Source organism: Agrobacterium sp. RC10-4-1 (assembly GCF_014138475.1).
GTDB classification, from domain to species: domain Bacteria; phylum Pseudomonadota; class Alphaproteobacteria; order Rhizobiales; family Rhizobiaceae; genus Agrobacterium; species Agrobacterium pusense.
In genome coordinates, this window is record NZ_JACJIT010000003.1 from 399828 (window position 1) to 420899 (window position 21072).

The following is a 21072-nucleotide window of genomic DNA, read 5'->3' on the forward strand; positions in this document are numbered from 1 at the left end:
ACAATGACCGCGCGCGAAAAACTCATCGTCGGGCTCGATGTTCCGACTGTGCAGCAGGCCGAAGACATCGTTTCAAAAATCGGCGACGAGGTTCTTTTCTACAAGATCGGTTATCAGCTCGTCTTCGCCGGCGGTCTGGAATTCGCGCGCGACCTTGTCCAAAGCGGCAAGAAGGTCTTCCTCGACATGAAGCTGCTCGATATCGACAACACCGTCGCCTCCGGTGTCGAAAACATCGCCCGGATGGGCATGTCGATGCTGACGCTTCATGCATATCCCAAAGCCATGCGTGCTGCCGTCAAGGCAGCGGAAGGTTCCGGCCTCTGCCTGCTCGGTGTCACGGTGCTGACGTCGATGGATGACAGCGATCTGGCCGAAGCCGGTTACGCCGCGGATGCCCGTTCGCTGGTGCTGCGCCGCGCGGAACAGGCGCGCGAGGCGGGCATGGGCGGCATCGTCTGCTCGGCGGAAGAATCGACCGCCGTGCGCGAAATCCTCGGCCCCGATCTTGCCGTCGTTACCCCCGGCATTCGCCCCGCAGGCGCCGATCTCGGCGATCAGAAACGGGTGATGACGCCTTACGACGCCATCAAGGCGGGTTCGAGCCATCTGGTCGTCGCCCGACCGATCGTCAGGGCGGAAGATCCCAAAGCGGCGGCCCGCGCCATTCTCGATGACATGCTGCGCGCCAGCTTTCCAGCCAATCAATAATGACGACGGGAGGAGATGAAATGGCAAAGGGATATTGGATCGCCCGCGTCGATGTTCGCGACAGCGAGCGTTACAAGGACTACGTCTCAACGGCAAAACCCGCCTTCGAGCGGTTCGGTGCGAATTTCCTCGCTCGTGGCGGTGCTTTGACCGAGCTTGAGGGCAAGGCACGGGCGCGCAACGTCGTCATCGAGTTTCCTTCGGTGCAACACGCCATCGATTGCTACAATTCCCCCGAATACCAGGCAGCCGCCAAAATTCGCCAGGAAGTCGCGGATGCGGAAATGGTTATCGTCGAGGGAATTTGACCGTCGTCAACCCTATGTCCCAAACCCGCCTCTTCCCGGCGAGAACATCTCTTCCCGTGCGCGCGGCTTTGGGCTAAGAGACTGAAAAACGCTTTATCGACAGCTTCTGAGGAGCCTCCCATGACCTTGGCCAACCTTCCACCCCTCGTCACCGTATTCGGCGGTTCGGGTTTTGTCGGGCGGCATGTGGTGAGACTGCTCGCCAAGCGCGGTTATCGCATTCGTGTCGCCGTGCGCCGACCCGATCTCGCCGGCTTTTTGCAGCCGCTTGGCAATGTCGGCCAGATTTCCTTTGCGCAGGCCAACCTGCGTTACCGCGATTCCATCGTCAAAGCCGTGGAAGATGCGGATCATGTGGTCAATTGCGTCGGCATCCTGACCGAAAGTGGCCGCAACACCTTTGACGCCGTGCAGGAATTCGGCGCGAAAGCCATCGCCGAGGCCGCCCGCGATGCCGGCGCCACGCTGACGCATATTTCCGCCATCGGCGCGGAAGCCAGTTCGTCCACGGGTTACGGCCGCACCAAGGGCCGCGCCGAAGCTGCTATCCATTCCGTTCTGCCCGCCGCCGTTATCCTGCGTCCTTCGATCATCTTCGGACCGGAAGATGATTTCTTCAACAAGTTCGCGAAGATGGCCCGCGGCATGCCCTTCCTGCCGTTGATCGGTGGCGGAAAAACCAGGTTCCAGCCGGTTTATGTCGAGGATGTCGCGGAGGCCGTCGCCCGTAGCGTTGACGGCAAGCTGAAACCCGGCGCCATCTATGAGCTCGGCGGCCAGGATGTGATGACGTTCCGCGACTGTCTTGAGGCCGTTCTTGCCGCCACCTATCGCGAACGTCCGTTCGTCAATCTGCCTTTCGGCGTTGCCTCGATGATCGGCAAGGTTGCTTCGATGGTGCCGCTGATCGCGCCACCGCTGACATCCGATCAGGTGACCATGCTGAAAAAGGACAACGTCGTTTCCGCCGAGGCGGAAAAGAACGGCCTGACGCTGGAAGGCATCGGCATTACGCCCGTTCGTGTTGCGTCTGTTCTGCCGTCCTACATGGTGCAATATCGCCCGCACGGCCAGTTCTCGAATGCGGGCAAGGCGGCCTGAGCTCTGCCGCCATGCGGCACCTACTAGAAAGGCGGGACTTGTTCCCGCTTTTTTTGTGCATTCTTCATCGCAACCAAACCGCTTTCGGTGCATTTCTCCTTAGATAACGGGGAGGAGACGACATCAATATCGGAGCGGGCGAGCCGCTGGAAAAGGTTAACGGCGGAAAGGTCTCCGCAGGCAAGCGTGGCACAAGCGCAACTGTGGAAAAGACTTCGCATTAACCCGGTATTCAACAAGCTGCTTTATTGATATTCGCCACATTCCAAACATATCCCGAACCCTCAATTCACACACGGCGGCACGATCCGCGCGAACGAACGTCTGAAAGGCAATCATAAAATGGGCAGATCTATCGCACTCTTTTTTGCGTGTGCGGCTTTGGTGGTTCTGGCGGGTTCATTCATGGCACCGGGCACGGTTGCAGCGGGCAAGAGCGGTTGTGCTCCGGCTTATGGCGTGGACCCCTGTGCGACGGCTTCGATCAGCACCAACTGACCAGCCTTTAGAAGTTTAAAAAAAAGCGCCGCCGGTTTTCCGGGGCGCTTTTTCTTTTTCAGACCATATAAATTAAAGCCTCAGTCCAGGACCAGAAGCGCGATAAGTCCCAGCGACCCGATGGCGATGCGCCACCAGGCGAAGGGCGCGAAGCCCCGTCGCGAGACGAAATCCAGGAGCGAGCGAACGACAAAAAGACCCGAGACGAAAGCGGCGATGAATCCGACGGCGATCAGAGCGCCGTCATCGAAACTCAGGGCATCGCGGTTCTTGTAAAGATCGAGCGTAAACGCGCCGAGCATGGTCGGCATCGCCAGGAAGAACGAAAATTCGGCGGCGGAGCGCTTGTCCGTGCCCATCAGCAACGAGCCGACGATCGTGGCACCGGAACGCGATGTGCCGGGAATCATCGCGAGGCACTGGAAGAGGCCGATCTTGAATGCAAGCGACGGCGGATAATCCATGATGTCGGTATATTTCGGGTTCAGCGGCATGCGGTCGACGGCAAGCAAAATGACCCCGCCGATGATCAGCACCACGCAGATGAGCATGGGCGTTTCAAACAGGACGGTCTTGATGAAGTCATGCGCCAAGGCGCCGATGATGGCCGCCGGCAGGAAGGCGAGAGCGACGGCCAGCACGAAGCGGCGCGCTTTCGCGCTTGTCGGCAGAGCGAGCGCTATCGATACAAGCTTTTGGAAATAAACAAGAAGTATCGCAAGGATCGCACCGAGCTGGATGAGAACCGCAAAGGTGTTGCCGGGTGATTTGAAGCCGAGGAAGTGCCCGGCCAGCAGCACATGCGCCGTTGACGAAACGGGAATGAACTCCGTCAGACCCTCGATGATACCCAGCAGAAGCGCGCTGATGATCGATTGGTCACCCATGAGGAATCCTTCTTTTCAGGGGGAAGTGGCAATGGACGGCAATTGCGTTAAACTTGTTTTAAAGTCGCCAAGCTCTTATAGCGTCTTGATGAAGCGAAACTGAAAAAGTTTTCCGGCAGATGCCGATCATGACAACCAATCGTAAAAATTGAGTACCGATGCCAACTCTCTATCACTCTCCGATGTCGACCGCATCCCGGTTCGTTCGTCTGATCCTTGCGGAATACGGGTTCCAGACCGATCTCGTGGAGGAGCAACCGTGGGAAAGACGGCGGGAGTTTCTGGCGCTCAATCCGGCCGGCACCCTGCCGGTCTATCTCGACGACAATATGCGCTCCCTCAGCGGGCCTTACGTGCTTGCGGAATTTCTCGATGAAACCCATGGGGTTTTGAAGCGTGACAGGCGTCTTCTGGCGGAAGACCCGTTTCAGCGGGCGGAAATTCGCCGCCTGACGGAATGGTTTCTGCAGAAGATGGAAAATGACGTGACCCGGCCGCTGGTGCGGGAGCGTGTTTACAAATTGCAGATGACGACCGCGCAAGGCGGCGGCCCGCCGGATTCCAAATTGCTGCGCACAGCCCGCAACAATATCCGCCAGCACATAAAGTATCTGGAATGGCTGGCCGGTTCGCGCACATGGCTGGCGGGTGATCGGCTGAGCTATGCCGATCTTGCTGCTGCTGCCGCGGTTTCGGTTCTGGATTATCTCGGCGAGATCAACTGGCTCGAGGCACCCATCGCCAAGGAATGGTACCAGCGGGTGAAATCCCGTCCGTCCTTCCGGCCGTTCCTGAGCGAGCGTATTCCACGCCTCGCCCCCTCCTCCCATTATGCCGATCTGGACTTTTAAGTTCAGCCTTTCGGTTGTTTGCTGCGGCCCGGGACTGCGCCTATATATGACGCGCAACAACCCGCAGGAGAGACTACCATCGACGTTGCCGACGAGAAGCAGCGGATACGCGCGCGCAAACTGACGGATTTCATTCGTCACGAAGCCCTTTCGCTTGGCTTCGATCTATGTCGCGTTACAGCGCCGGACAGCATTCCGCTCGCACCGGAACGGCTGAGAGAATTTCTCGGCAAAGGTTATCACGGCACGATGGCGTGGATGGAAGAAACCGAGGCCCGGCGGGCGGAGCCGAAAACGCTGTGGAGCGATGTACGCTCCATCGTCATGTTCGGCCTCAATTATGGTCCCGACGAAGACCCGCGCAATCTGCTCTCGAGACCGGACAAGGCGGCCATTTCGGTCTATGCCCGCAATCGCGATTACCACGACGTCATCAAGGGGCGGCTGAAGGAAATCGCCACGCGCTTTGCCGCACGCGCCGGCGAGGATGTGAAGGTCTTCGTCGACACCGCCCCTGTGATGGAAAAACCGCTCGCCGCCGCCGCCGGTCTCGGCTGGCAGGGCAAACACACGAACCTCGTCAGCCGCAGCCATGGTTCCTGGCTGTTCCTCGGCAGCATGTTCACCACCGCTGATCTTTGTCTCGATGAGGCCGAGAAGGATCATTGCGGCTCCTGCCGGGCCTGTCTTGATGCCTGTCCAACGGCGGCCTTTCCCGCCCCCTATCAACTCGACGCCCGTCGCTGCATCTCCTATCTCACCATCGAACACAAGGGGCCAATTCCGCATGAGTTCCGGCCGATGATGGGCAATCGCATCTACGGCTGTGACGATTGCCTCGCCGCCTGCCCATGGAACAAGTTCGCGGCCAGCGCCTCGGAAATGAAATTGCAGGCGCGCGAGGATCTGAAAGAACCGTCCATCGATTTCCTCCTGACATTGGATGATGCTGCCTTCCGCAGCTTTTTCAGTGGCTCTCCCGTCAAACGCATCGGCCGTAGCCGATTTATCCGCAATGTGCTGATTGCGGCCGGCAACTCCGGAAACCGGCAGTTCGTGGAACGATGCAAGGCTCTTGCCGAAATGGACCCTTCGCCGGAGGTACGCGGCATGGCCGCGTGGGCTTTATCGCGGCTTATGGACAGGCAGGAATTCCGTACATACTCTGCCACGCGCGCACCGGAGACTGATCCGGAGGCGGAAATGGAATGGCAATTGGCAGAGGCGTGAACCATGCATGTGATGATTTTTGGCGCGGGTTATTCGGGGAAAGCCATTGCCTACGCGCTGAAATCCCAAGCAGCAGGGATCTCCGGCACCACGCGCAGTCAGGACAAATTCTCTGGCCTCGCCAGCGCACAGATGACGCCCTTGCTCTTTGACGGCGTCCAGCTCAATGATGAGCTCGTCGCTGCAATGGACAATGTCACGCATCTCATACAATCCGTCGCGCCGGGCAAGGATGGCGATCCTCTCCTTCCGCTTCTGGGCGGCGACTTGAAAAAGCTCCTGCCCAATCTGGCATGGATCGCTTATCTTTCTACCGTGGGTGTTTATGGCGACCACGGCGGCGCTTGGGTGGACGAGACAACACCCTGCCGCCCCGTTTCCCCACGTTCTGTGGAGCGGGTAGCGGCTGAGGCCGCATGGACTGAAGCGGCCCGCGACGCCGACGCGCCGCTTTCCATCCTGCGTCTATCCGGAATTTATGGCCCGGGGCGCAATGCCTTCATGAATTTCGAGAAGGGAACGGCGCGGCGGCTGGTGAAGAAGGACCAGGTATTCAATCGCATCCGCGTGGAGGATATCGGCGCGGCGGTTGCCTTCCTGGCACAGAAACACGAAGGCGGCATCTTCAACGTGACCGATGATGAACCCTGCCCCCCGCAGGATGTGGTAAGCTTCGCGGCAGCGCTGATGGGAGTGGAACCACCACCCGAACAGGCCTTTGAAACTGCCGATCTAACACCGATGGCGCGCTCTTTTTATGGCGAGAACAAGCGCGTTTCCAACGCCAGAATTCGCGATCTGGGCTTCGATTTTCGCTTCCCGGAGTACAGGGCCTCGCTTCGACAATTATGGGAAAACGGCCTCTGGCGAGGCTGAAAAATGCCATCTCCAAAAGCGATGAAAAATCCTTCCAATCCCGCTTTTGCGGATGGTTTTCGTCTTATTTCAGCCAATTAGGATTTTATTAACCAAGCCGAAATCACTAAAATCGTAGTCATTAGAAAAATATTTCACTCACATTTCGTGAAGTGGATTCACGAAGCCGTGACTTGCAACAACATTCCCATTGAGCATTGATTCTTCGTTATTTTTTCCGCTTCTTCAAACGGGCGCGGCAATGGCAGCTTCCGGCCGATGATCACGAATGTTACGGTCTGTAACAGTTCGTGATTTGAGATCAGCTTTTTTTCGCCATTTTTCCCTCGCCCTACAATCTCGCATCAAAAGGCGTTCAGGCCAGTTCATGGCCGTTTAGCAAGGGCACAATCAATCGGCGCGGGGCCGATTTTCAGGGAAGCACTGTTTTGAATATCCGTCGTATAACTTTCACCGCTGCAACTATCGCCGCCTGTTCCATCATCGCGCCTCTTCAGGCGAATGCGGCAAATGGTTGTGGAGGCGCATCGTGGTATGCGTTGACCTCCAAGACTGCTTCTGGCGAGCGTATGAACGCCGCCAACCTGACCGCCGCCCACCGCTCCCTGCGGTTCGGCACCAAGGTCAAGGTTACCAACGCGCGCAACGGCAAGGCCGTCGTCGTTCGCATCAATGATCGCGGGCCATTTATCAAGGGTCGCGTTCTCGATCTTTCCAAGGCTGCGGCCAAAAACATCGGCATGATCAACTCCGGCACTGCCAAGGTCTGCTACGAGGTCGTCAAAGCCGATTGAGCCTTGCCCTCGCCGCCATTCGCGTCTACCAACCGGACTTGTCAGGAAAACGAGGTAGACAATGCGATTAGGCGGGCGTTTGGCCGGAGCAATCGAAGTATTGGCGGATATTGAGGGACGCAGGCGTCCCGTCGCCGATGCTCTGAAGGACTGGGGCCTTGCCCATCGTTTCGCCGGGTCGGGCGACAGGGCCGCGATCGGCAACATTGTCTATGATGCGTTGCGCATGAAACTGTCGCACGCCTGGCTGATGGATGACGACAGCGCCACCTCACTCGGCTACGCTGTTCTGCTGCGTCAATGGGGCAAGAGCTTCACGGAACTGGCAGCGGAATTCGATGGTGACAAATTCGCGCCTGCCGCACCGGACGCTGAAAGACAGCAGGCATTTCTCTCCCGTTCCCTCGCCGAGGCGCCGGCCCATGTTCAGGGCGACATTCCCGATTGGGTGCAATCTTCCTTCGAGACCGCATTCGGGGAGCGCTGGCTGACTGAGGCTCAGGCGCTCAATGAGCGCCCTACTCTCGATCTGCGTGCCAACACCTTGAAGGCGACCCGTGAAAAGGTTTTGAAGGTTCTTGAGGAAAGCGGCGCGGAGGCCACGCACATCGCCCGTCAGGGTGTTCGCATTGCCGCAGGCGAAGGCCCATCCCGCCTGCCGAACGTCACCGCCGAACTCTCCTTTCAGAAGGGCTGGTTCGAAGTGCAGGACGAGGGGTCGCAGATCGTCGCCGATCTCGCCGGCGCGCATGAGGGTGATCAGATCCTCGATTATTGCGCAGGCGGCGGCGGCAAGACGCTGGCCATGGCTGCCAGCATGAACAACAAGGGTCAGGTCCACGCCTTCGACGCCGACCGCAAGCGCCTTGCGCCGATCATCGAACGGCTGAAGCGGGCCGGCACGCGTAATGTGCAGGTTCATGACCGCGCATCGGGCCTCACGCCGTTTCAGGAAAAATTCGACCGCGTTCTCGTCGATGCCCCCTGCACCGGAACCGGAACATGGCGGCGGCGCCCCGACACCAAATGGCGGCTGACCGCGCGCAATCTGGAAGAGCGCGTGCAACAGCAGGGCGAGGCACTTTCGCAGGCCAAGGGATTCGTGCGCCCGGGCGGAGAGCTGCTCTATGTAACCTGTTCGGTGCTTCCCGAAGAAAACGAACAGCAGGTCCGTCGCTTCTGTGAGCAAAATCCAGATTTTGCCATTGGTTCGGCGTTGGAGCGGTGGCAAACGACTTTCGGCAGCAATGCCAGCAAACCACATTCTTCCGACGGCAAGACAGTGACGCTCACGCCTGCAACCACAGATACGGACGGTTTCTTCTTCTGCCTGATGAAACGCAGAGCATAAAAGCATTTTGCATCCAGGGATTTTACCTGGGAAATACAGCACGGGCTTGTTTCAAAGCATTCTAAACTAGAATGTTTGACACAAGTTTGTGATTGGGTCAGAACTCGCTTGCCGCAGCGTGAAGTTATTTCATGCCTGCTCAAGGAGAGGGATCATGATCCGCAAAACCATTCTCAGCGCTTCTTTCGCGCTTCTTGCCGCATCGGCGGCTTTCATCGCGGTTCCTGCAAAGGCTGCCACCGACGCGGCCGCTGTTGTCAAGCACTATGCTGATGTCGCACATGCGAAATACGAGGATTCGCTGATCACAGCGAAGGCGCTGGATAAGGCCGTCGACGCATTGATCGCCACACCGAGCGAAGAATCGCTAAAGGCCGCGCGGGAAGCCTGGATCAAGGCACGTGTTCCCTATCAACAGTCGGAAGTCTATCGTTTCGGCAACCCGATCGTTGACGATTGGGAAGGCAAGGTGAACGCCTGGCCGCTGGACGAAGGCCTGATCGACTACGTCGACGGTGCCTATGGTACGGAAAGCGACGAAAACGAGCTTTATGTTGCGAATATCATCGCCAACCCGAAGATCAAGATCAGTGGTGAAGAGGTCGACGCCTCCAAGATCACCCCGGAACTCATCGAAAGCCTGCACGAGGCGGGCGATGTCGAAGCCAATGTGACGACCGGTTACCACGCCATCGAATTCCTGCTCTGGGGCCAGGATCTGAACGGCACCGGGCCGGGCGCAGGCAACCGCCCTTACACCGATTACGACAAGGCGAAATGCACGAACGGCAATTGCGATCGCCGTGCCGATTATCTGAAATCCGCCTCCACCCTGCTGATCAAGGATCTGCAGGAGATGGTCGACGCCTGGGCGCCGGAAGGCGAAGCAACCAAAACGCTGGAAGGCGATCCGAAGGCAGGCCTCACCGCCATTCTCACCGGCATGGGCTCGCTCTCCTATGGTGAATTGGCCGGCGAACGCATGAAACTTGGCCTTTTGCTGCACGATCCGGAAGAGGAGCATGATTGCTTCTCCGACAATACCTATAATTCGCATCTCAACGACGCGATCGGCATCGCCTCGGCCTATACCGGCGACTATACCCGTGTGGACGGAACGAAGATGACTGGCGCGTCGCTCTCGGAACTGGTCGGCGCCAAAGACAAGGCGTTGAACGACGAGATGCTGGCGAAGCTGGACAAGACGCTCAATGCCATGCACGCGATGGAAAAGCGCGCTCAGACGGTTGAGGCCTACGATCAGATGATTGGCGAGGGCAACAAGGAAGGCAACGCCGTGGTTCAGGCCGCCATCGATGGCCTCCTCGACCAGACGAAGTCGGTCGAACGCGTCATTGCAGCGCTCGATCTCGGCAAGATCGACCTCGAAGGATCCGACAGCCTCGATAATCCGAACGCCGTTTTCAAATAAACGGCAAGAACGGGCCGCAGGGAGACTGCGGCCTGTTGCTCCCCGCACGCGTTTGACTTTCATGGAAATGTCTCTGTCGCCGATCCGTAGGCCGTTCTTATTCGCCGGGGCAGCCTGTCTTTTGGCGACGGCGACGCTTGCCGCATCCTTGCGTGACGATCTGACGGAAAATGACAGAAACCGCGTTCTTGCCGTAACCGCTCCGGCGATCGATTTTACCGACCCGGAGCCTTTCGAGGCCATGTCTGGCGGGGCGTCGACCAATACCAACAGAACTGACAGCAACGCGTTTTCCCATCCGTCAGCCACCATGCCCCCGAAGCGGAGGCAGGATTTTAAGCTCGGCAACGCGCTGTTTCAGAAATTGTGGGTCTCTTCTCCTTCTTCCACGCAGGCTTCAGACGGTTTGGGGCCGCTCTTCAACGCCCGATCCTGCCAGACGTGCCATGTGAAGGATGGCAGGGGCCGTCCGCCTCTTGCCGGCGAAGACGCCGTCTCCCTGTTTCTACGGCTGGCAAGGCCGGCTCGAGACGAGGCGGAACGGACGGCGATCGCGCGCCATGAAGTGTTGAACTTTCCTGACGACACTTATGGACGTCAGCTTCAGAATCTTGCCATTCCCGGCCTTGAGGCCGAGGGCAAGGCTGTCATCACCTATACGGAAAAGCGGGTGTCCCTGGCGGATGGCGAGATGGTGACGTTGCGACAGCCTGATTATGCCGTGGCAGAGTTGAAATATGGCCCGCTCGGCGCCGATACTTCGCTGTCAGCACGCATTGCCATGCCGACCCTTGGGCTTGGCTTGATAGAAGCTATCAGCGACACCGATATTCTGGCCAACGCCGATCCGGACGACAAGAATGGGGACGGCATTCAAGGGCGTCCCACTTGGGTCAAGGATCATCGCACCGGCGAAACGAAAATCGGGAGGTTTGGTTGGAAAGCTCAGAACGCGAGCGTACGCGACCAGAGCGCAAGCGCTTTCTCCCACGATATCGGCATCTCCACACCGGATGCGCCGAATGCCTATGGCGACTGTACCGACAGGCAGAAAAAATGTCTCGCCATGCCAACGGGCGTGCAACCGCGGCTCGGGCCAGTGGAGGCGCCGGATCAGGTTCTCGATCTCGTGACCTTCTACACTGAAAACCTCGCCGTGCCGCAACGGCGTGATGTCGGTGAGCCGATGGTGCTGCGGGGCAAGCAACTCTTTTACGCCTCGGGCTGCACGGCCTGCCACACCCCAAAATTCGTCACCCGACGCGATGCCGCCGATCCGATGCATGCGTTTCAGCTTATCTGGCCCTATTCCGATTTTCTGCTGCATGACATGGGAGAGGAGCTTGCCGATGGCCAACAGGTGGGCGAAGCAAGCGGACGACACTGGCGGACCCAGCCTCTCTGGGGCATAGGTCTGACAGAACGCGTGAATGGCAATGGTTTTTACCTACATGACGGGCGCGCACGCAGCGTGACGGAAGCGATATTATGGCATGGCGGCGAAGGGCAGAAAGCGCGCGACGCCTTTGCCGTCTTGAAAAAATCCGACCGGCAGGCTTTGCTGGCCTTTCTGGAGTCTCTTTAATGAAAAAAGCCATGCGAAAAATCTCCGGCCTCATATCCATGCTGATGCTTTTGACCACACAGCCGGCCATGGCCCAGGATGTGGAACTGATGCCGCCGCCACCGCTCAACCCCGCACAGGTGCGCGGCGTCATGGAAAAGGCAGTGACCGGCTTCATCCGACCCGGCTACGACCACTTCCGACGCTCCGCAGAGACGCTGGAGGACAGCATGAAGGCTTTCTGCGCGGCGCCTTCTGCTACGACGGAGAAGACGGCGAAGGACGCCTTTGCCGATACCGTCTCAAGCTGGTCGACCATCGAGATCGTGCGTGTCGGCCCTGTCATCGAACAGAACCGTTTCGAGCGCGTCCTTTATTATCCCGACAAGAAGGGGCTCGGGCTGAAACAGGTTCAGCGTTACCTTTCCGACAAGGATGAAAGCGTTACAACCGCTGAAGGCCTGAGTGGCAAGAGCGTTGCCGCACAGGGGCTTGGTGCTCTGGAATTCATTCTCTACGGCACCGGCGCGGACGAACTTCTTGATAAGAAGGGCGATTTCCGCTGCCGTTTCGGAGCCGCCATTGCCGGCAATATCGCCGATGTCGCGGCAGAGCTTTCCGATAGCTGGAACGCGGCCGATGGCGCACAGAAAAACTGGACGCAGCCGGGGCCTGATAACCCCGTCTTCCGCGACGAACGAGAGGCGCTGGTTGCCCTGCTCGGCATTCTGGTGCACGGCGCCGAGGCGATCCGCGACCAGCGGATCGAGACCTTTTACAAGGGGCCGGACAAGGCGACGTTTCCCCGCACCGCCATTTACTGGCGGTCTGGCCTGACATGGAGAAGCATCTCCACAAACATCAAGGCCATTCAGACACTGCTGCATACCGCCGATATGGCCGAACTCGTCCCCCCCGACCAACGCTCCATCGTAAATTCCATCGACTTCATCGCCAAATCGATGATCCGCGTGGCCGGGACAATCGATACAGATGTGCAAAAGGCGCTGGATCAGGACGATCAGCGCGCGAAGGTGGATTATCTTCTGCTGAACGGCAAAGACCTTATCTACAGATTAAACGATCAATATGGCGGCGCGATTGGCCTCAGTTCCGGCTTCTCTTTCGCCGATGGGGATTGAGCCGATGATCTCCGGCACCAGGCGGACACTGATAGATCGGCGCAGCTTCATCAAAGCGGCGGGAGTTTCCTTCCTCACCGCCTTGGCTCCCCGTTCACTTTATGCGCTTGAGCGGACAGACGCGGTCTTTGCTTCTGCCTTCCGCGCCCGTGACGGGTCCTACGGCATTGCGACGGTGAGCGAGGGCGGCGAGATCATCGACCGCGTCACGCTTCCTGCCCGCGCCCATGGAATGGCGACGAGCCGCGCGACCGGCATGACCGTGGCCTTTGCCCGCCGGCCGGGGACATTCTTTATGGCCTTCGACCCCGGGGGGCATCGCGAACCGATCGTGATGCACACGCCGGAAAACCGCCATTTCTACGGTCATGGACAGTTTTCGCCAGATGGGTCGATCCTCTATGCCAGCGAAAACGACTTCGACGGCAATCGTGGCGTCATCGGGCTCTATGACGCCAGAAACGGCTTCATACGCATCGGCGAATACGACGCGCATGGCGTCGGCACGCATGACATGACAATGAGCGACGACGGGCGAACGATCATCATCGCAAATGGTGGTATCGAAACCCATCCGGATTTCGGCCGCACCAAGCTCAACGTCGACAGGATGCAACCTTCTCTCGTGCTGCTGGACGCAGCAACCGGCCATTTGATTCAGAAACACGCGATGCCGAACGGACTGCGGCAGCTATCCACACGTCATGTCGATATCGGGGATGACGGGCGCATCTGGTTCGCCTGCCAGTATGAAGGACCGCGCAACGATCTTCCGCCACTTGTCGGCCATTTCTCTAGGGGTGAGGATGTAACATTTGTGGATCTACCGGAAGAAACAACGGTCCGCCTTGCCAATTATGTGGGTGCCATCGCCGTCAACCGACGCGATCAGCTGGTTGGCCTGACCTCGCCCAACGGCAACGCCGCCGTGACGCTGGATGCAAAAACCGGGCGTGTGGTTTCCGAGACGACAGTGCGGGACGCGGCAGGTGTTGCGCCCGCCTTAAGAGGCATCGCGGTTTCGTCCTATCAGGGGTTTTTCGGAACCCGGCGCAGCGATGTGGCATGGGACCAGCACATCGTGCGGCTATCCAGCTAAAATATTGAAAAAACAGGGGAACAAAAGCCCAGCCGGCGCATTGGACCGATCATGAGAAATCTTGCGATCTATATTGTCTTTGTGGTTGTCGTTGTTGCCGTAGGGGCGTTGATCGGCGTCAACAATGTACCCGGCGAATGGTATCAATCGCTGCAGAAGCCTTTCTTCAATCCGCCCAACTGGATTTTCGGGCCTGTCTGGACCGCGCTTTACGTGCTGATCGGCGTTGCTGGCGCGCGGACATGGATTCGCAGGCCGATGGGAACGCGCATGCGGCTCTGGTTCACCCAGATGGTACTGAACTTTCTGTGGTCGCCGATCTTTTTCGGCATGCAAAGTCCGGCTGGCGCATTGATTGTCATCATCCCGATGCTGATCAGCATCGTCGCCTTTATAGCGCTTTCCTATCGTCGTGACCGCATATCAATGTGGCTTTTCGTACCCTATGCCGTATGGGTCGCCTTTGCGACGGTGCTCAACGCAAGCATCGGCATGCTTAACTAAAGTGCTTGCGCATTTCCAAAGGAAAAGCGCGCTGGATTTTTCCTAATTTCTCTAATTTGCCGCATCGCCCTTGTCTTGCCTGCCGCCCCGCGCCATGTCAGTTTGCGATGAGGCAGAAGCAGGCAGGCAGGCCATGGAGATCACTGATCCCGGCGATTTTCGTCAGCGGATAGAAAGAAGCTTTGCGCGGCAGGGCGTGGTTCAGGCGATTAACGCCGAAATCAGCCGTATCGAACACCGGCTGGTGGAAATCGAACTCCCTTTTCATGAAAAGCTGACGCAGCAGCACGGCATACTGCATGCGGGTGTCATCGCCGCCGGTCTGGATACCGCCTGCACCTATGCCGCCTATACGATCATTGAGCCGGAAGCCTCGCTGCTGACCATCGAGTTCAAGGTGAACCTCATGTCGCCGGGACGCGGCGAGCGGTTTCTGTTTCGCGGCGAGATCATCAAGCCAGGCAATAATCTTATCGTCGCCGATGGCCGCGCCTATGCCCTGTCTGATGGGCCGGCAAAGCTGATCGCCTCAATGACGGGCACGATGATGGTGGTGAAAGGACGCGAGGATATTACCGGATGAGCTACCGGCCTATGCATGTCGCGGATAAATCAATCCTCTTCGTCATGGCGGCTTCCGCCGAATACGGTCCCCACCTGCAGGCACGCATCACACCGCTGATGACCGGTGTTGGACCGGTCGAAGCGGCTATTGCGGTCACGACCGCTCTTGCCGGTCTCGATACGGCGGGCCATCTGCCAGACCTCGTTGTGTCGCTCGGCTCCGCCGGTTCCCGCACGCTCGAACAGACCGCAATCTACCAGGCGGTGTCTGTTTCTTATCGTGACATGGATGCCTCTCCCTTCGGTTTTGCGAAGGGTTGCACACCGTTTCTCGACCTGCCGGCGGAGGTGGCCTTGCCATTGCGGATACCCGATGTTGCCGGGGCGCGGCTTTCCACCGGCGCCAACGTCGTTTCAGGCGAGGCCTATGGGCTGATCGACGCCGATATGGTGGAAATGGAGACATATGCAGTTTTAAGAGCATGCCAGCGTTTCGGTTTACCGCTGATTGGCCTGCGCGGTATTTCCGACGGCAAGGCCGATGTGAAACACGTGAATGACTGGACCGAGTATCTGCACATCATCGACGAAAAACTGGCGGATGCCGTTGACCGGCTCTGTCGCGCTATCGAAGACGGCGCGATAGCCCTCTGAACCTTGCGATTTTCGCGATTTTCTACCGTTTGCCACCCGCTTCCGGGTTGCCTAAAGCCGCCATTTTCTTTAAAGGCTCGCCATGACCCAGATAGCCCATCCCGACAGCATTCTCATCATCGATTTCGGCAGCCAGGTGACGCAGCTGATTGCGCGCCGCATCCGCGAAGCCGGGGTCTATTGCGAAATCCACCCGTTCCAGAATGCCGCAGAGGCGTTTGAGAAACTTCAGCCCAAGGGCGTGATCTTCTCCGGCGGCCCCGCATCTGTCACGGCGGAAGGAAGCCCGCGCGCGCCGCAGGCAGTGTTCGACAGCAAGGTACCGATCCTCGGCATCTGCTATGGCCAGCAGACACTGTGCACACAGCTCGGCGGCGTTGTCGAGGGCGGCCATGCGGCGGAATTCGGCCGCGCCGATATCGACATCAAGAAGGCTAGCCCGCTGTTCGAAGGCTTCTGGGAGCAGGGCAAAAGCTACCCGGTGTGGATGAGCCATGGCGACCGCGTGACGAAGCTGCCGGAAGGCTTTGAGGTCATCGCAACCTCCGAAAACGCACCGTTCGCCATCGCAGCGGACGAGAAGCGCCACTATTACTCCACCATGTTCCATCCGGAAGTGGTGCATACGCCCGATGGCGGCAAGCTGCTGTCAAACTTCGTGCACAAGATCGTTGGTCTGAAATCCGACTGGACGATGGCGGCCTATCGCGCCGAGATGATCCGCAAGATCCGCGAGCAGGTCGGCACCGGCCGGGTGCTCTGTGCACTTTCAGGCGGCGTCGATTCTTCGGTTGCAGCTATTCTCATTCATGAGGCTATCGGCGACCAGCTGACCTGCGTTTACGTCGATCATGGGCTGATGCGGCTTGGGGAAAGCGAACAGGTCGTCGGCATGTTCCGCGACCACTACAATATTCCGCTTGTTCATGTGAACGCATCCGACCTGTTCCTCGGCGAACTCTCCGGCGTTTCCGATCCGGAAGTGAAGCGCAAGACCATCGGCCGTCTGTTCATCGAGGTTTTCGAGGCCGAAGCGGCCAAGATTGCCGCCGATGGCAAGGGTGCTCCGAACTTCCTCGCGCAGGGCACGCTCTACCCCGACGTCATCGAAAGTGTCTCCTTCTCCGGCGGCCCTTCGGTGACCATCAAGAGCCACCACAATGTCGGCGGTCTTCCCGAGCGCATGAACATGCAGCTCGTCGAGCCGCTGCGTGAACTCTTCAAGGATGAAGTGCGCGCTCTTGGCCGCGAACTCGGCCTGCCGGAAAGCTTCATCGGCCGCCATCCCTTCCCCGGTCCGGGTCTTGCGATCCGATGCCCCGGTGCGATTACCCGTGAAAAGCTCGATATTCTGCGTAAAGCGGATGCGATCTACCTCGACGAGATCCGCAAGGCCGGTCTTTACAACACCATCTGGCAGGCTTTCGCCGTGCTGCTGCCGGTCCAGACCGTTGGCGTCATGGGCGACTACCGAACTTATGACTTCGTCTGCGCGCTGCGCGCGGTGACCTCGGTGGACGGCATGACTGCGGATTTCTATCCCTACGACATGAACTTCCTCGGCCGTGCGGCAACCCGCATCATCAACGAAGTGCGCGGCATCAACCGTGTCGTCTACGATGTCACGAGCAAGCCGCCCGGCACGATCGAATGGGAATAGGACCATACTCGATACGGTGAGGTTGCTGCCGCAACGCCACCGTATCTAAGGAAGAAAGACGACGCCGCGACTAGTTCGCGGCGTTTTTGTTTTGTCGGATGAGATAGATCATCTGGGCAGTCAGGCCGACCACGAGGATCGCCAGCAATCCTGCCTGGGCGCCGAGAAGCAGCGGCGATTTCAGGTCTGTCACTATCGGATGACCGTCGGGAACACGGCGCAGAATTTCACTCACCGTCGGGACCATCAACAGAAACGCGGTAATGCTGAGACAGATGGTTTCAATATATCTGGCGATACGCGTTGAACCCAGAACGCGTTCGATACCGTAGCCTGCAAGCAGGAACAGGATGGTCAGGACGCCAACGACGTAGCTGATTGGCTGATGCGACACAAGAAAGACAGTTGCAGCGCCAATCAGCATGGACACAAAGTAGATTGCCCCGGGCGTGGATCGGGGGACGATGCGACCGTAACGGGTAAACATGAAAATGGCCGCGGGAATGGCGGGCAGGCTGCCGAGCGTGTGGATCCAGCCAAGCGAAGAAATACCGAACATGCGAAATTGCCTTTCTCTTCCTGAAAGATGGGGTGGTCCGGAACGCAGATTGTCACCGGCATGTCTGCCAGAGCAGCGTCATTAGTTGATCGGTCGGTCTCGTTTGGGTCATGCGTCGACGCCCCTCGCAAGATGCAGTTCAAGCGGTGATGCGCTCCAGCATCGGGCGGGTTATGGCGCCAAAGCTTGCGGCATCGCCATGTGCGCGCGCTGAGAGCATTGCGCCGTGCATGGTGGCCATGAACATCTCAGCATTGACCCGCGCTGTGCCGGTTAGTGCAAGGCGCCCCTGGGAAGCGCCGCGCTCCAGCACGGCTGTAAGCCAGTCCGAGAGACTCCGAAAATGCGCACGCACCTCGAGAACGACCGCTTCGGGAAGAATCGGTATTTCGCCGGCAAGCAGCGCACAGACGCAGAAGGGGTGGGTTGCATCGGCGATGCAGCGCTCCCAATAGCCGATATAGGCGCGAAGCTGCTCCAGCGGATCTGGAATGTGCTGCTCCAGCGCGGCGATACCGGCTTCGGCCTCGTGCCTGTACTGTGACACCAGTTTCGCGACCAAGTCCGCCTTGCTGGGAAAATGGTGATGGATACTCGCGTTGCGAATGCCGACTACATGGGAAATATCGGCATAGCTAAAACTATTATAGCCCCCTCTCACAATCAGGGTCCGGGCGCACTGGAGAATGTCATCGGCTTTGGTTTTAGAGCTTTTCATGCCTTTACCTACCAACTAGTAGGTAGAATGTCAAACACGTTCTTCGCAGTGAATAAGCCCCGGCGATGGGATCCGGACGAGGATCGACCCCGACGATCACAGGCGGAGAACCATAAAAGAAAGGCATGCCCTCAGCCGTTGCCCCGTCATTGCCTGGCCCCATCGACATATCACTCGCATTGGCTTGTTGGTTGGCCCTGCTTCCCGCCACCTTGGCTAGCGGATTGCTGGTCCTGCGGACCAGCTGGGAAGATCGTCTGCCCTAGACCGAGTTGCCGGGTTATACGGATTGCGTTAGCGAAAGTCCGTATCGGATATTGCCCGGCATATGGTGAAGTTTTGTTCGCTTTTTGTTCTTCCAATTTTCCTCGGCGATGATAATATTGCGGCCTTGAGCAAAGGCCGTGGAGCATCGTCGTGAGTTTCGAGTTGACGGATAATGGAGGGTCAGGGCAGCTTTTCCTCGAAGGCTTCGATCTGGAGAAGCAGCGACGGGTCAATCCGCGATTTGGCAACAAGGTCTTGATCGTGCTGAAGCCGCCGGTGGCCTTGGCGGAAAGAATTTTCACCGATGCATCGTGCCATGCCGCCGGGCGGACGAAGCGGGCGGCCCATCCAGCCGAGCTTCTTCATATCACCCTCCTTTGCGTCGGGTGTTTCGACACCGTGCCTCGCAGTTTCGCAAACCGGCTGAAGGCGGCACTGGGGGAAATAAGGGCGCGTCCCGTTCCGATTACATTCGATGGCAGCTCGCTTTTCGGCAATCGCAGCTGTCTGGCGCTAAGCAGCCGCCGCGAGATGCTGGAGCTCAGAGCATTGGCGAAGATGGTGCAGCGCGCGCTTTGGCGGGCCAATCTGCCCTTTGTTGCCGCATCGTCGTTCACGCCGCATCTCACCGTGGTCTATGGCTGCGGGAAAATCGATATCATGCCTGTTGAAAAACCATATAGCTGGCTGGCGGGCAGCTTCGAACTCATCTTCAGCCATAATGGAGAGACGCGGCACGAATCTCTCGGGCGCTTCCCGCTTTCGGCGAAAGCGGACCGCTATGAGCAGCCGGAAAGTCAATTATATCTGCCGGAAAAAATATTCAGGCCGCAGAAGCGGTCGGCGCACAAGATGGCGGCACGATAACGCTTACGTGAAAAAGCACGGCATACATGCCTAGCATTAGCTGCCAAACTGCTGTTAGACGCAGAGGATGCGCCAACAAAAGCGCAGTTTGTAGCGCCCGCCGAGAACCAGGTGTTCCGGTATCCGGCGCGAGCGAGGCGGTGCCGCCTCGCCGGGAACGATAACCAGCTTAGAGCTGAACCTTGTCGAAAGCCTTGCCATCGATGCCGAGGGCTTCGAGATCGGCACGGGCGGGCTTGCGATGCGCGCGAACAGCGGCCGAAACCGAGAGCGCTGCACCGAGAACGGCGAAAGTTTCACCGAAGAAGTTACGCGATGTCTTTGCAACCTGCCGCATTTTTCTCTCCATCTTTGATGCCCAGATAATGGGCATTTCCGCACCGTTCTACAACTCATGATGTAGCAGGGAAGCCATGCAGCTTTGCTCGCGCTCGTTCGGATATCAGCCATTGCGATTTCGCATGGCTCAGGCTTGGCGTCTTCAAAAGGACGCAGGGCGCCTCAGCCGGCGGGTTGAATAAGGCGGATATTTTGTTATGCCGGAAAGCTTGAACACAAAGAGGCTGGCAGCATGACGATCATCATTTACGGCATCAAGAACTGCGACACGATGAAGAAGGCCAGAAGCTGGCTGGAAACCCATGGCGTCGACTATTCTTTCCATGACTACAAGGCCTCGGGCATTGACCGCGCCCATCTGGAGACATGGTGCGATGCCGCGGGCTGGGAAATGGTTCTCAACCGCGCCGGTACGACCTTCAAAAAACTCGATGACGGCCAGAAGGCTGGCCTGAGCCGCGAGAAGGCCATTGCACTGATGCTGGAGCAGCCCTCTATGATCAAGCGTCCGGTGCTGGAGGCGAAGGGCAAGATAACCGTCGGTTTCAAGCCTGAAACCTACCAGACTCTTTTTGCGTGACTGCAATCTGCCATGTCCAAAACAACCCGCGCCACCCAGATGCTGAACAAGGCGGGCGTCGCCTTCACCACCGTTACCTATGATTACGACCCGAATGCAGACCGCATTGGCCTGCAGGCGGCCGAGGCGATCGGCGAGCCACCGCATCTGGTGCTGAAAACGCTGATGGCGGAGCTGGACGGCAAGCCGGTCTGTGTCGTCGTCCCTTCGGATCGTGAGGTCAGCATGAAGAGGCTTGCGGCCGCTTTCGGAGGCAAATCCGCCAGCATGATGAAACCTGCCGATGCCGAGCGTGCCACCGGTTACCATGTCGGCGGCATCAGCCCTTTCGGGCAGAAGAAGCAGGTGCCTACGGCCATCGAGGCCGAAGCGATGACGCATGATTATGTCTACATGAATGGTGGGCAGCGCGGCTTGCAGGTGAGGCTTTCTCCCCGAGATGCCCAAACGGCACTGAAGGCCATTGCCGCACCGCTGGTCGCCGATTGAGGCGCAGGGGCGCGCCTGAAAGCGTTT

General features: G+C 58.4%; 23 protein-coding genes. 19 read left to right on the top strand and 4 right to left on the bottom strand.

From position 1 onward, the window contains the following. Positions 1-3: 3 nt before the first annotated feature. The 3 genes from pyrF (at position 4) to FHW77_RS10510 (ending at position 2120) form a co-directional block, all read left to right on the top strand. Positions 4-711 (top strand): orotidine-5'-phosphate decarboxylase, encoded by a 708-nt coding sequence (gene pyrF / locus FHW77_RS10500; protein WP_004439469.1) that lies wholly within the window; start codon positions 4-6, stop codon positions 709-711. A 20-nt stretch (positions 712-731) separates the two neighbouring features. Further along, positions 732-1019: a DUF1330 domain-containing protein gene (locus FHW77_RS10505; RefSeq protein ID WP_004439466.1), complete on the top strand. Its 288-nt coding sequence runs from the start codon at positions 732-734 to the stop codon at positions 1017-1019. A 120-nt stretch (positions 1020-1139) separates the two neighbouring features. Next, entirely contained in the window at positions 1140-2120 is a 981-nt protein-coding gene (locus FHW77_RS10510) for a complex I NDUFA9 subunit family protein (protein WP_004439463.1), read from the top strand. Between the two features lie 578 nt (positions 2121-2698). Here the strand turns inward: FHW77_RS10510 and FHW77_RS10515 are convergent. Beyond that, entirely contained in the window at positions 2699-3505 is an 807-nt protein-coding gene (locus FHW77_RS10515; RefSeq protein ID WP_004439460.1) for an undecaprenyl-diphosphate phosphatase, read from the bottom strand. A 158-nt stretch (positions 3506-3663) separates the two neighbouring features. On the opposite strand from FHW77_RS10515, the gene FHW77_RS10520 reads away from it, so the two are divergent. From FHW77_RS10520 to guaA, 13 genes are all read left to right on the top strand, one after another. Further along, positions 3664-4356 (top strand): glutathione S-transferase family protein, encoded by a 693-nt coding sequence (locus FHW77_RS10520; RefSeq protein WP_006699702.1) that lies wholly within the window; start codon positions 3664-3666, stop codon positions 4354-4356. 78 nt (positions 4357-4434) lie between these two features. After that, a complete protein-coding gene (gene queG / locus FHW77_RS10525) occupies positions 4435-5586 on the top strand; it encodes a tRNA epoxyqueuosine(34) reductase QueG (protein WP_034496335.1) in 1152 nt (383 codons plus the stop codon). 3 nt (positions 5587-5589) lie between these two features. Continuing rightward, positions 5590-6462 carry an SDR family oxidoreductase gene (locus tag FHW77_RS10530; RefSeq protein WP_004439456.1) on the top strand — a complete coding sequence of 291 codons (873 nt, stop codon included), beginning with the start codon at positions 5590-5592 and terminating at the stop codon, positions 6460-6462. A gap of 428 nt (positions 6463-6890) precedes the next feature. Then, complete coding sequence (locus FHW77_RS10535) at positions 6891-7256, top strand: septal ring lytic transglycosylase RlpA family protein (protein WP_004439454.1); 366 nt, start codon at positions 6891-6893, stop codon at positions 7254-7256. Positions 7257-7317: 61 nt separating this feature from the next. After that, entirely contained in the window at positions 7318-8607 is a 1290-nt protein-coding gene (locus tag FHW77_RS10540; protein ID WP_004439451.1) for an RsmB/NOP family class I SAM-dependent RNA methyltransferase, read from the top strand. Positions 8608-8761: 154 nt separating this feature from the next. Then, positions 8762-10039, top strand: coding sequence for an imelysin family protein (locus tag FHW77_RS10545; protein ID WP_004439448.1), 1278 nt, complete (start codon positions 8762-8764; stop codon positions 10037-10039). 61 nt (positions 10040-10100) lie between these two features. Next, complete coding sequence (locus tag FHW77_RS10550) at positions 10101-11624, top strand: di-heme oxidoreductase family protein (protein ID WP_044459979.1); 1524 nt, start codon at positions 10101-10103, stop codon at positions 11622-11624. Continuing rightward, the gene (locus FHW77_RS10555) at positions 11624-12745 is read left to right on the top strand and encodes an imelysin family protein (RefSeq protein WP_004439443.1); all 1122 of its coding nucleotides are present in this window, start codon (positions 11624-11626) and stop codon (positions 12743-12745) included. The genes FHW77_RS10550 and FHW77_RS10555 overlap by 1 nt, the downstream gene beginning before the upstream one ends. Positions 12746-12749: 4 nt before the next feature. Continuing rightward, positions 12750-13844, top strand: coding sequence for a DUF1513 domain-containing protein (locus FHW77_RS10560; protein WP_004439440.1), 1095 nt, complete (start codon positions 12750-12752; stop codon positions 13842-13844). 51 nt (positions 13845-13895) lie between these two features. After that, positions 13896-14348 carry a TspO/MBR family protein gene (locus FHW77_RS10565; RefSeq protein WP_004439437.1) on the top strand — a complete coding sequence of 151 codons (453 nt, stop codon included), beginning with the start codon at positions 13896-13898 and terminating at the stop codon, positions 14346-14348. 133 nt (positions 14349-14481) lie between these two features. Next, positions 14482-14931, top strand: coding sequence for a PaaI family thioesterase (locus FHW77_RS10570; protein WP_003520131.1), 450 nt, complete (start codon positions 14482-14484; stop codon positions 14929-14931). Then, positions 14928-15566, top strand: coding sequence for a 5'-methylthioadenosine/S-adenosylhomocysteine nucleosidase (locus tag FHW77_RS10575; RefSeq protein WP_004439434.1), 639 nt, complete (start codon positions 14928-14930; stop codon positions 15564-15566). The genes FHW77_RS10570 and FHW77_RS10575 overlap by 4 nt, the downstream gene beginning before the upstream one ends. An 82-nt stretch (positions 15567-15648) precedes the next feature. Continuing rightward, a complete protein-coding gene (gene guaA, locus FHW77_RS10580; protein ID WP_004439432.1) occupies positions 15649-17226 on the top strand; it encodes a glutamine-hydrolyzing GMP synthase in 1578 nt (525 codons plus the stop codon). A 70-nt stretch (positions 17227-17296) separates the two neighbouring features. Here guaA and FHW77_RS10585 read toward each other — a convergent pair whose 3' ends face one another. Next, positions 17297-17785 (bottom strand): hypothetical protein, encoded by a 489-nt coding sequence (locus FHW77_RS10585; RefSeq protein ID WP_004439429.1) that lies wholly within the window; start codon positions 17783-17785, stop codon positions 17297-17299. A 139-nt stretch (positions 17786-17924) separates the two neighbouring features. Further along, the gene (locus tag FHW77_RS10590; protein WP_004439427.1) at positions 17925-18503 is read right to left on the bottom strand and encodes a TetR/AcrR family transcriptional regulator; all 579 of its coding nucleotides are present in this window, start codon (positions 18501-18503) and stop codon (positions 17925-17927) included. 417 nt (positions 18504-18920) lie between these two features. On the opposite strand from FHW77_RS10590, the gene FHW77_RS10595 reads away from it, so the two are divergent. Further along, positions 18921-19637, top strand: a complete 717-nt coding sequence (locus tag FHW77_RS10595) for a 2'-5' RNA ligase family protein (RefSeq protein ID WP_004439423.1) — start codon at positions 18921-18923, stop codon at positions 19635-19637. Positions 19638-19806: 169 nt separating this feature from the next. On the opposite strand, the gene FHW77_RS10600 is transcribed toward FHW77_RS10595, so the two are convergent. Then, a complete protein-coding gene (locus FHW77_RS10600) occupies positions 19807-19974 on the bottom strand; it encodes a hypothetical protein (RefSeq protein ID WP_003503889.1) in 168 nt (55 codons plus the stop codon). Positions 19975-20208: 234 nt separating this feature from the next. Between FHW77_RS10600 and FHW77_RS10605 the strand changes: the two genes are divergently transcribed. Together FHW77_RS10605 and ybaK are read left to right on the top strand one after the other, a co-directional pair. After that, the gene (locus tag FHW77_RS10605) at positions 20209-20556 is read left to right on the top strand and encodes an ArsC family reductase (protein ID WP_004439419.1); all 348 of its coding nucleotides are present in this window, start codon (positions 20209-20211) and stop codon (positions 20554-20556) included. 12 nt (positions 20557-20568) lie between these two features. Next, positions 20569-21045 (top strand): Cys-tRNA(Pro) deacylase, encoded by a 477-nt coding sequence (gene ybaK, locus FHW77_RS10610; RefSeq protein WP_004439416.1) that lies wholly within the window; start codon positions 20569-20571, stop codon positions 21043-21045. Positions 21046-21072 lie beyond the last annotated feature (27 nt).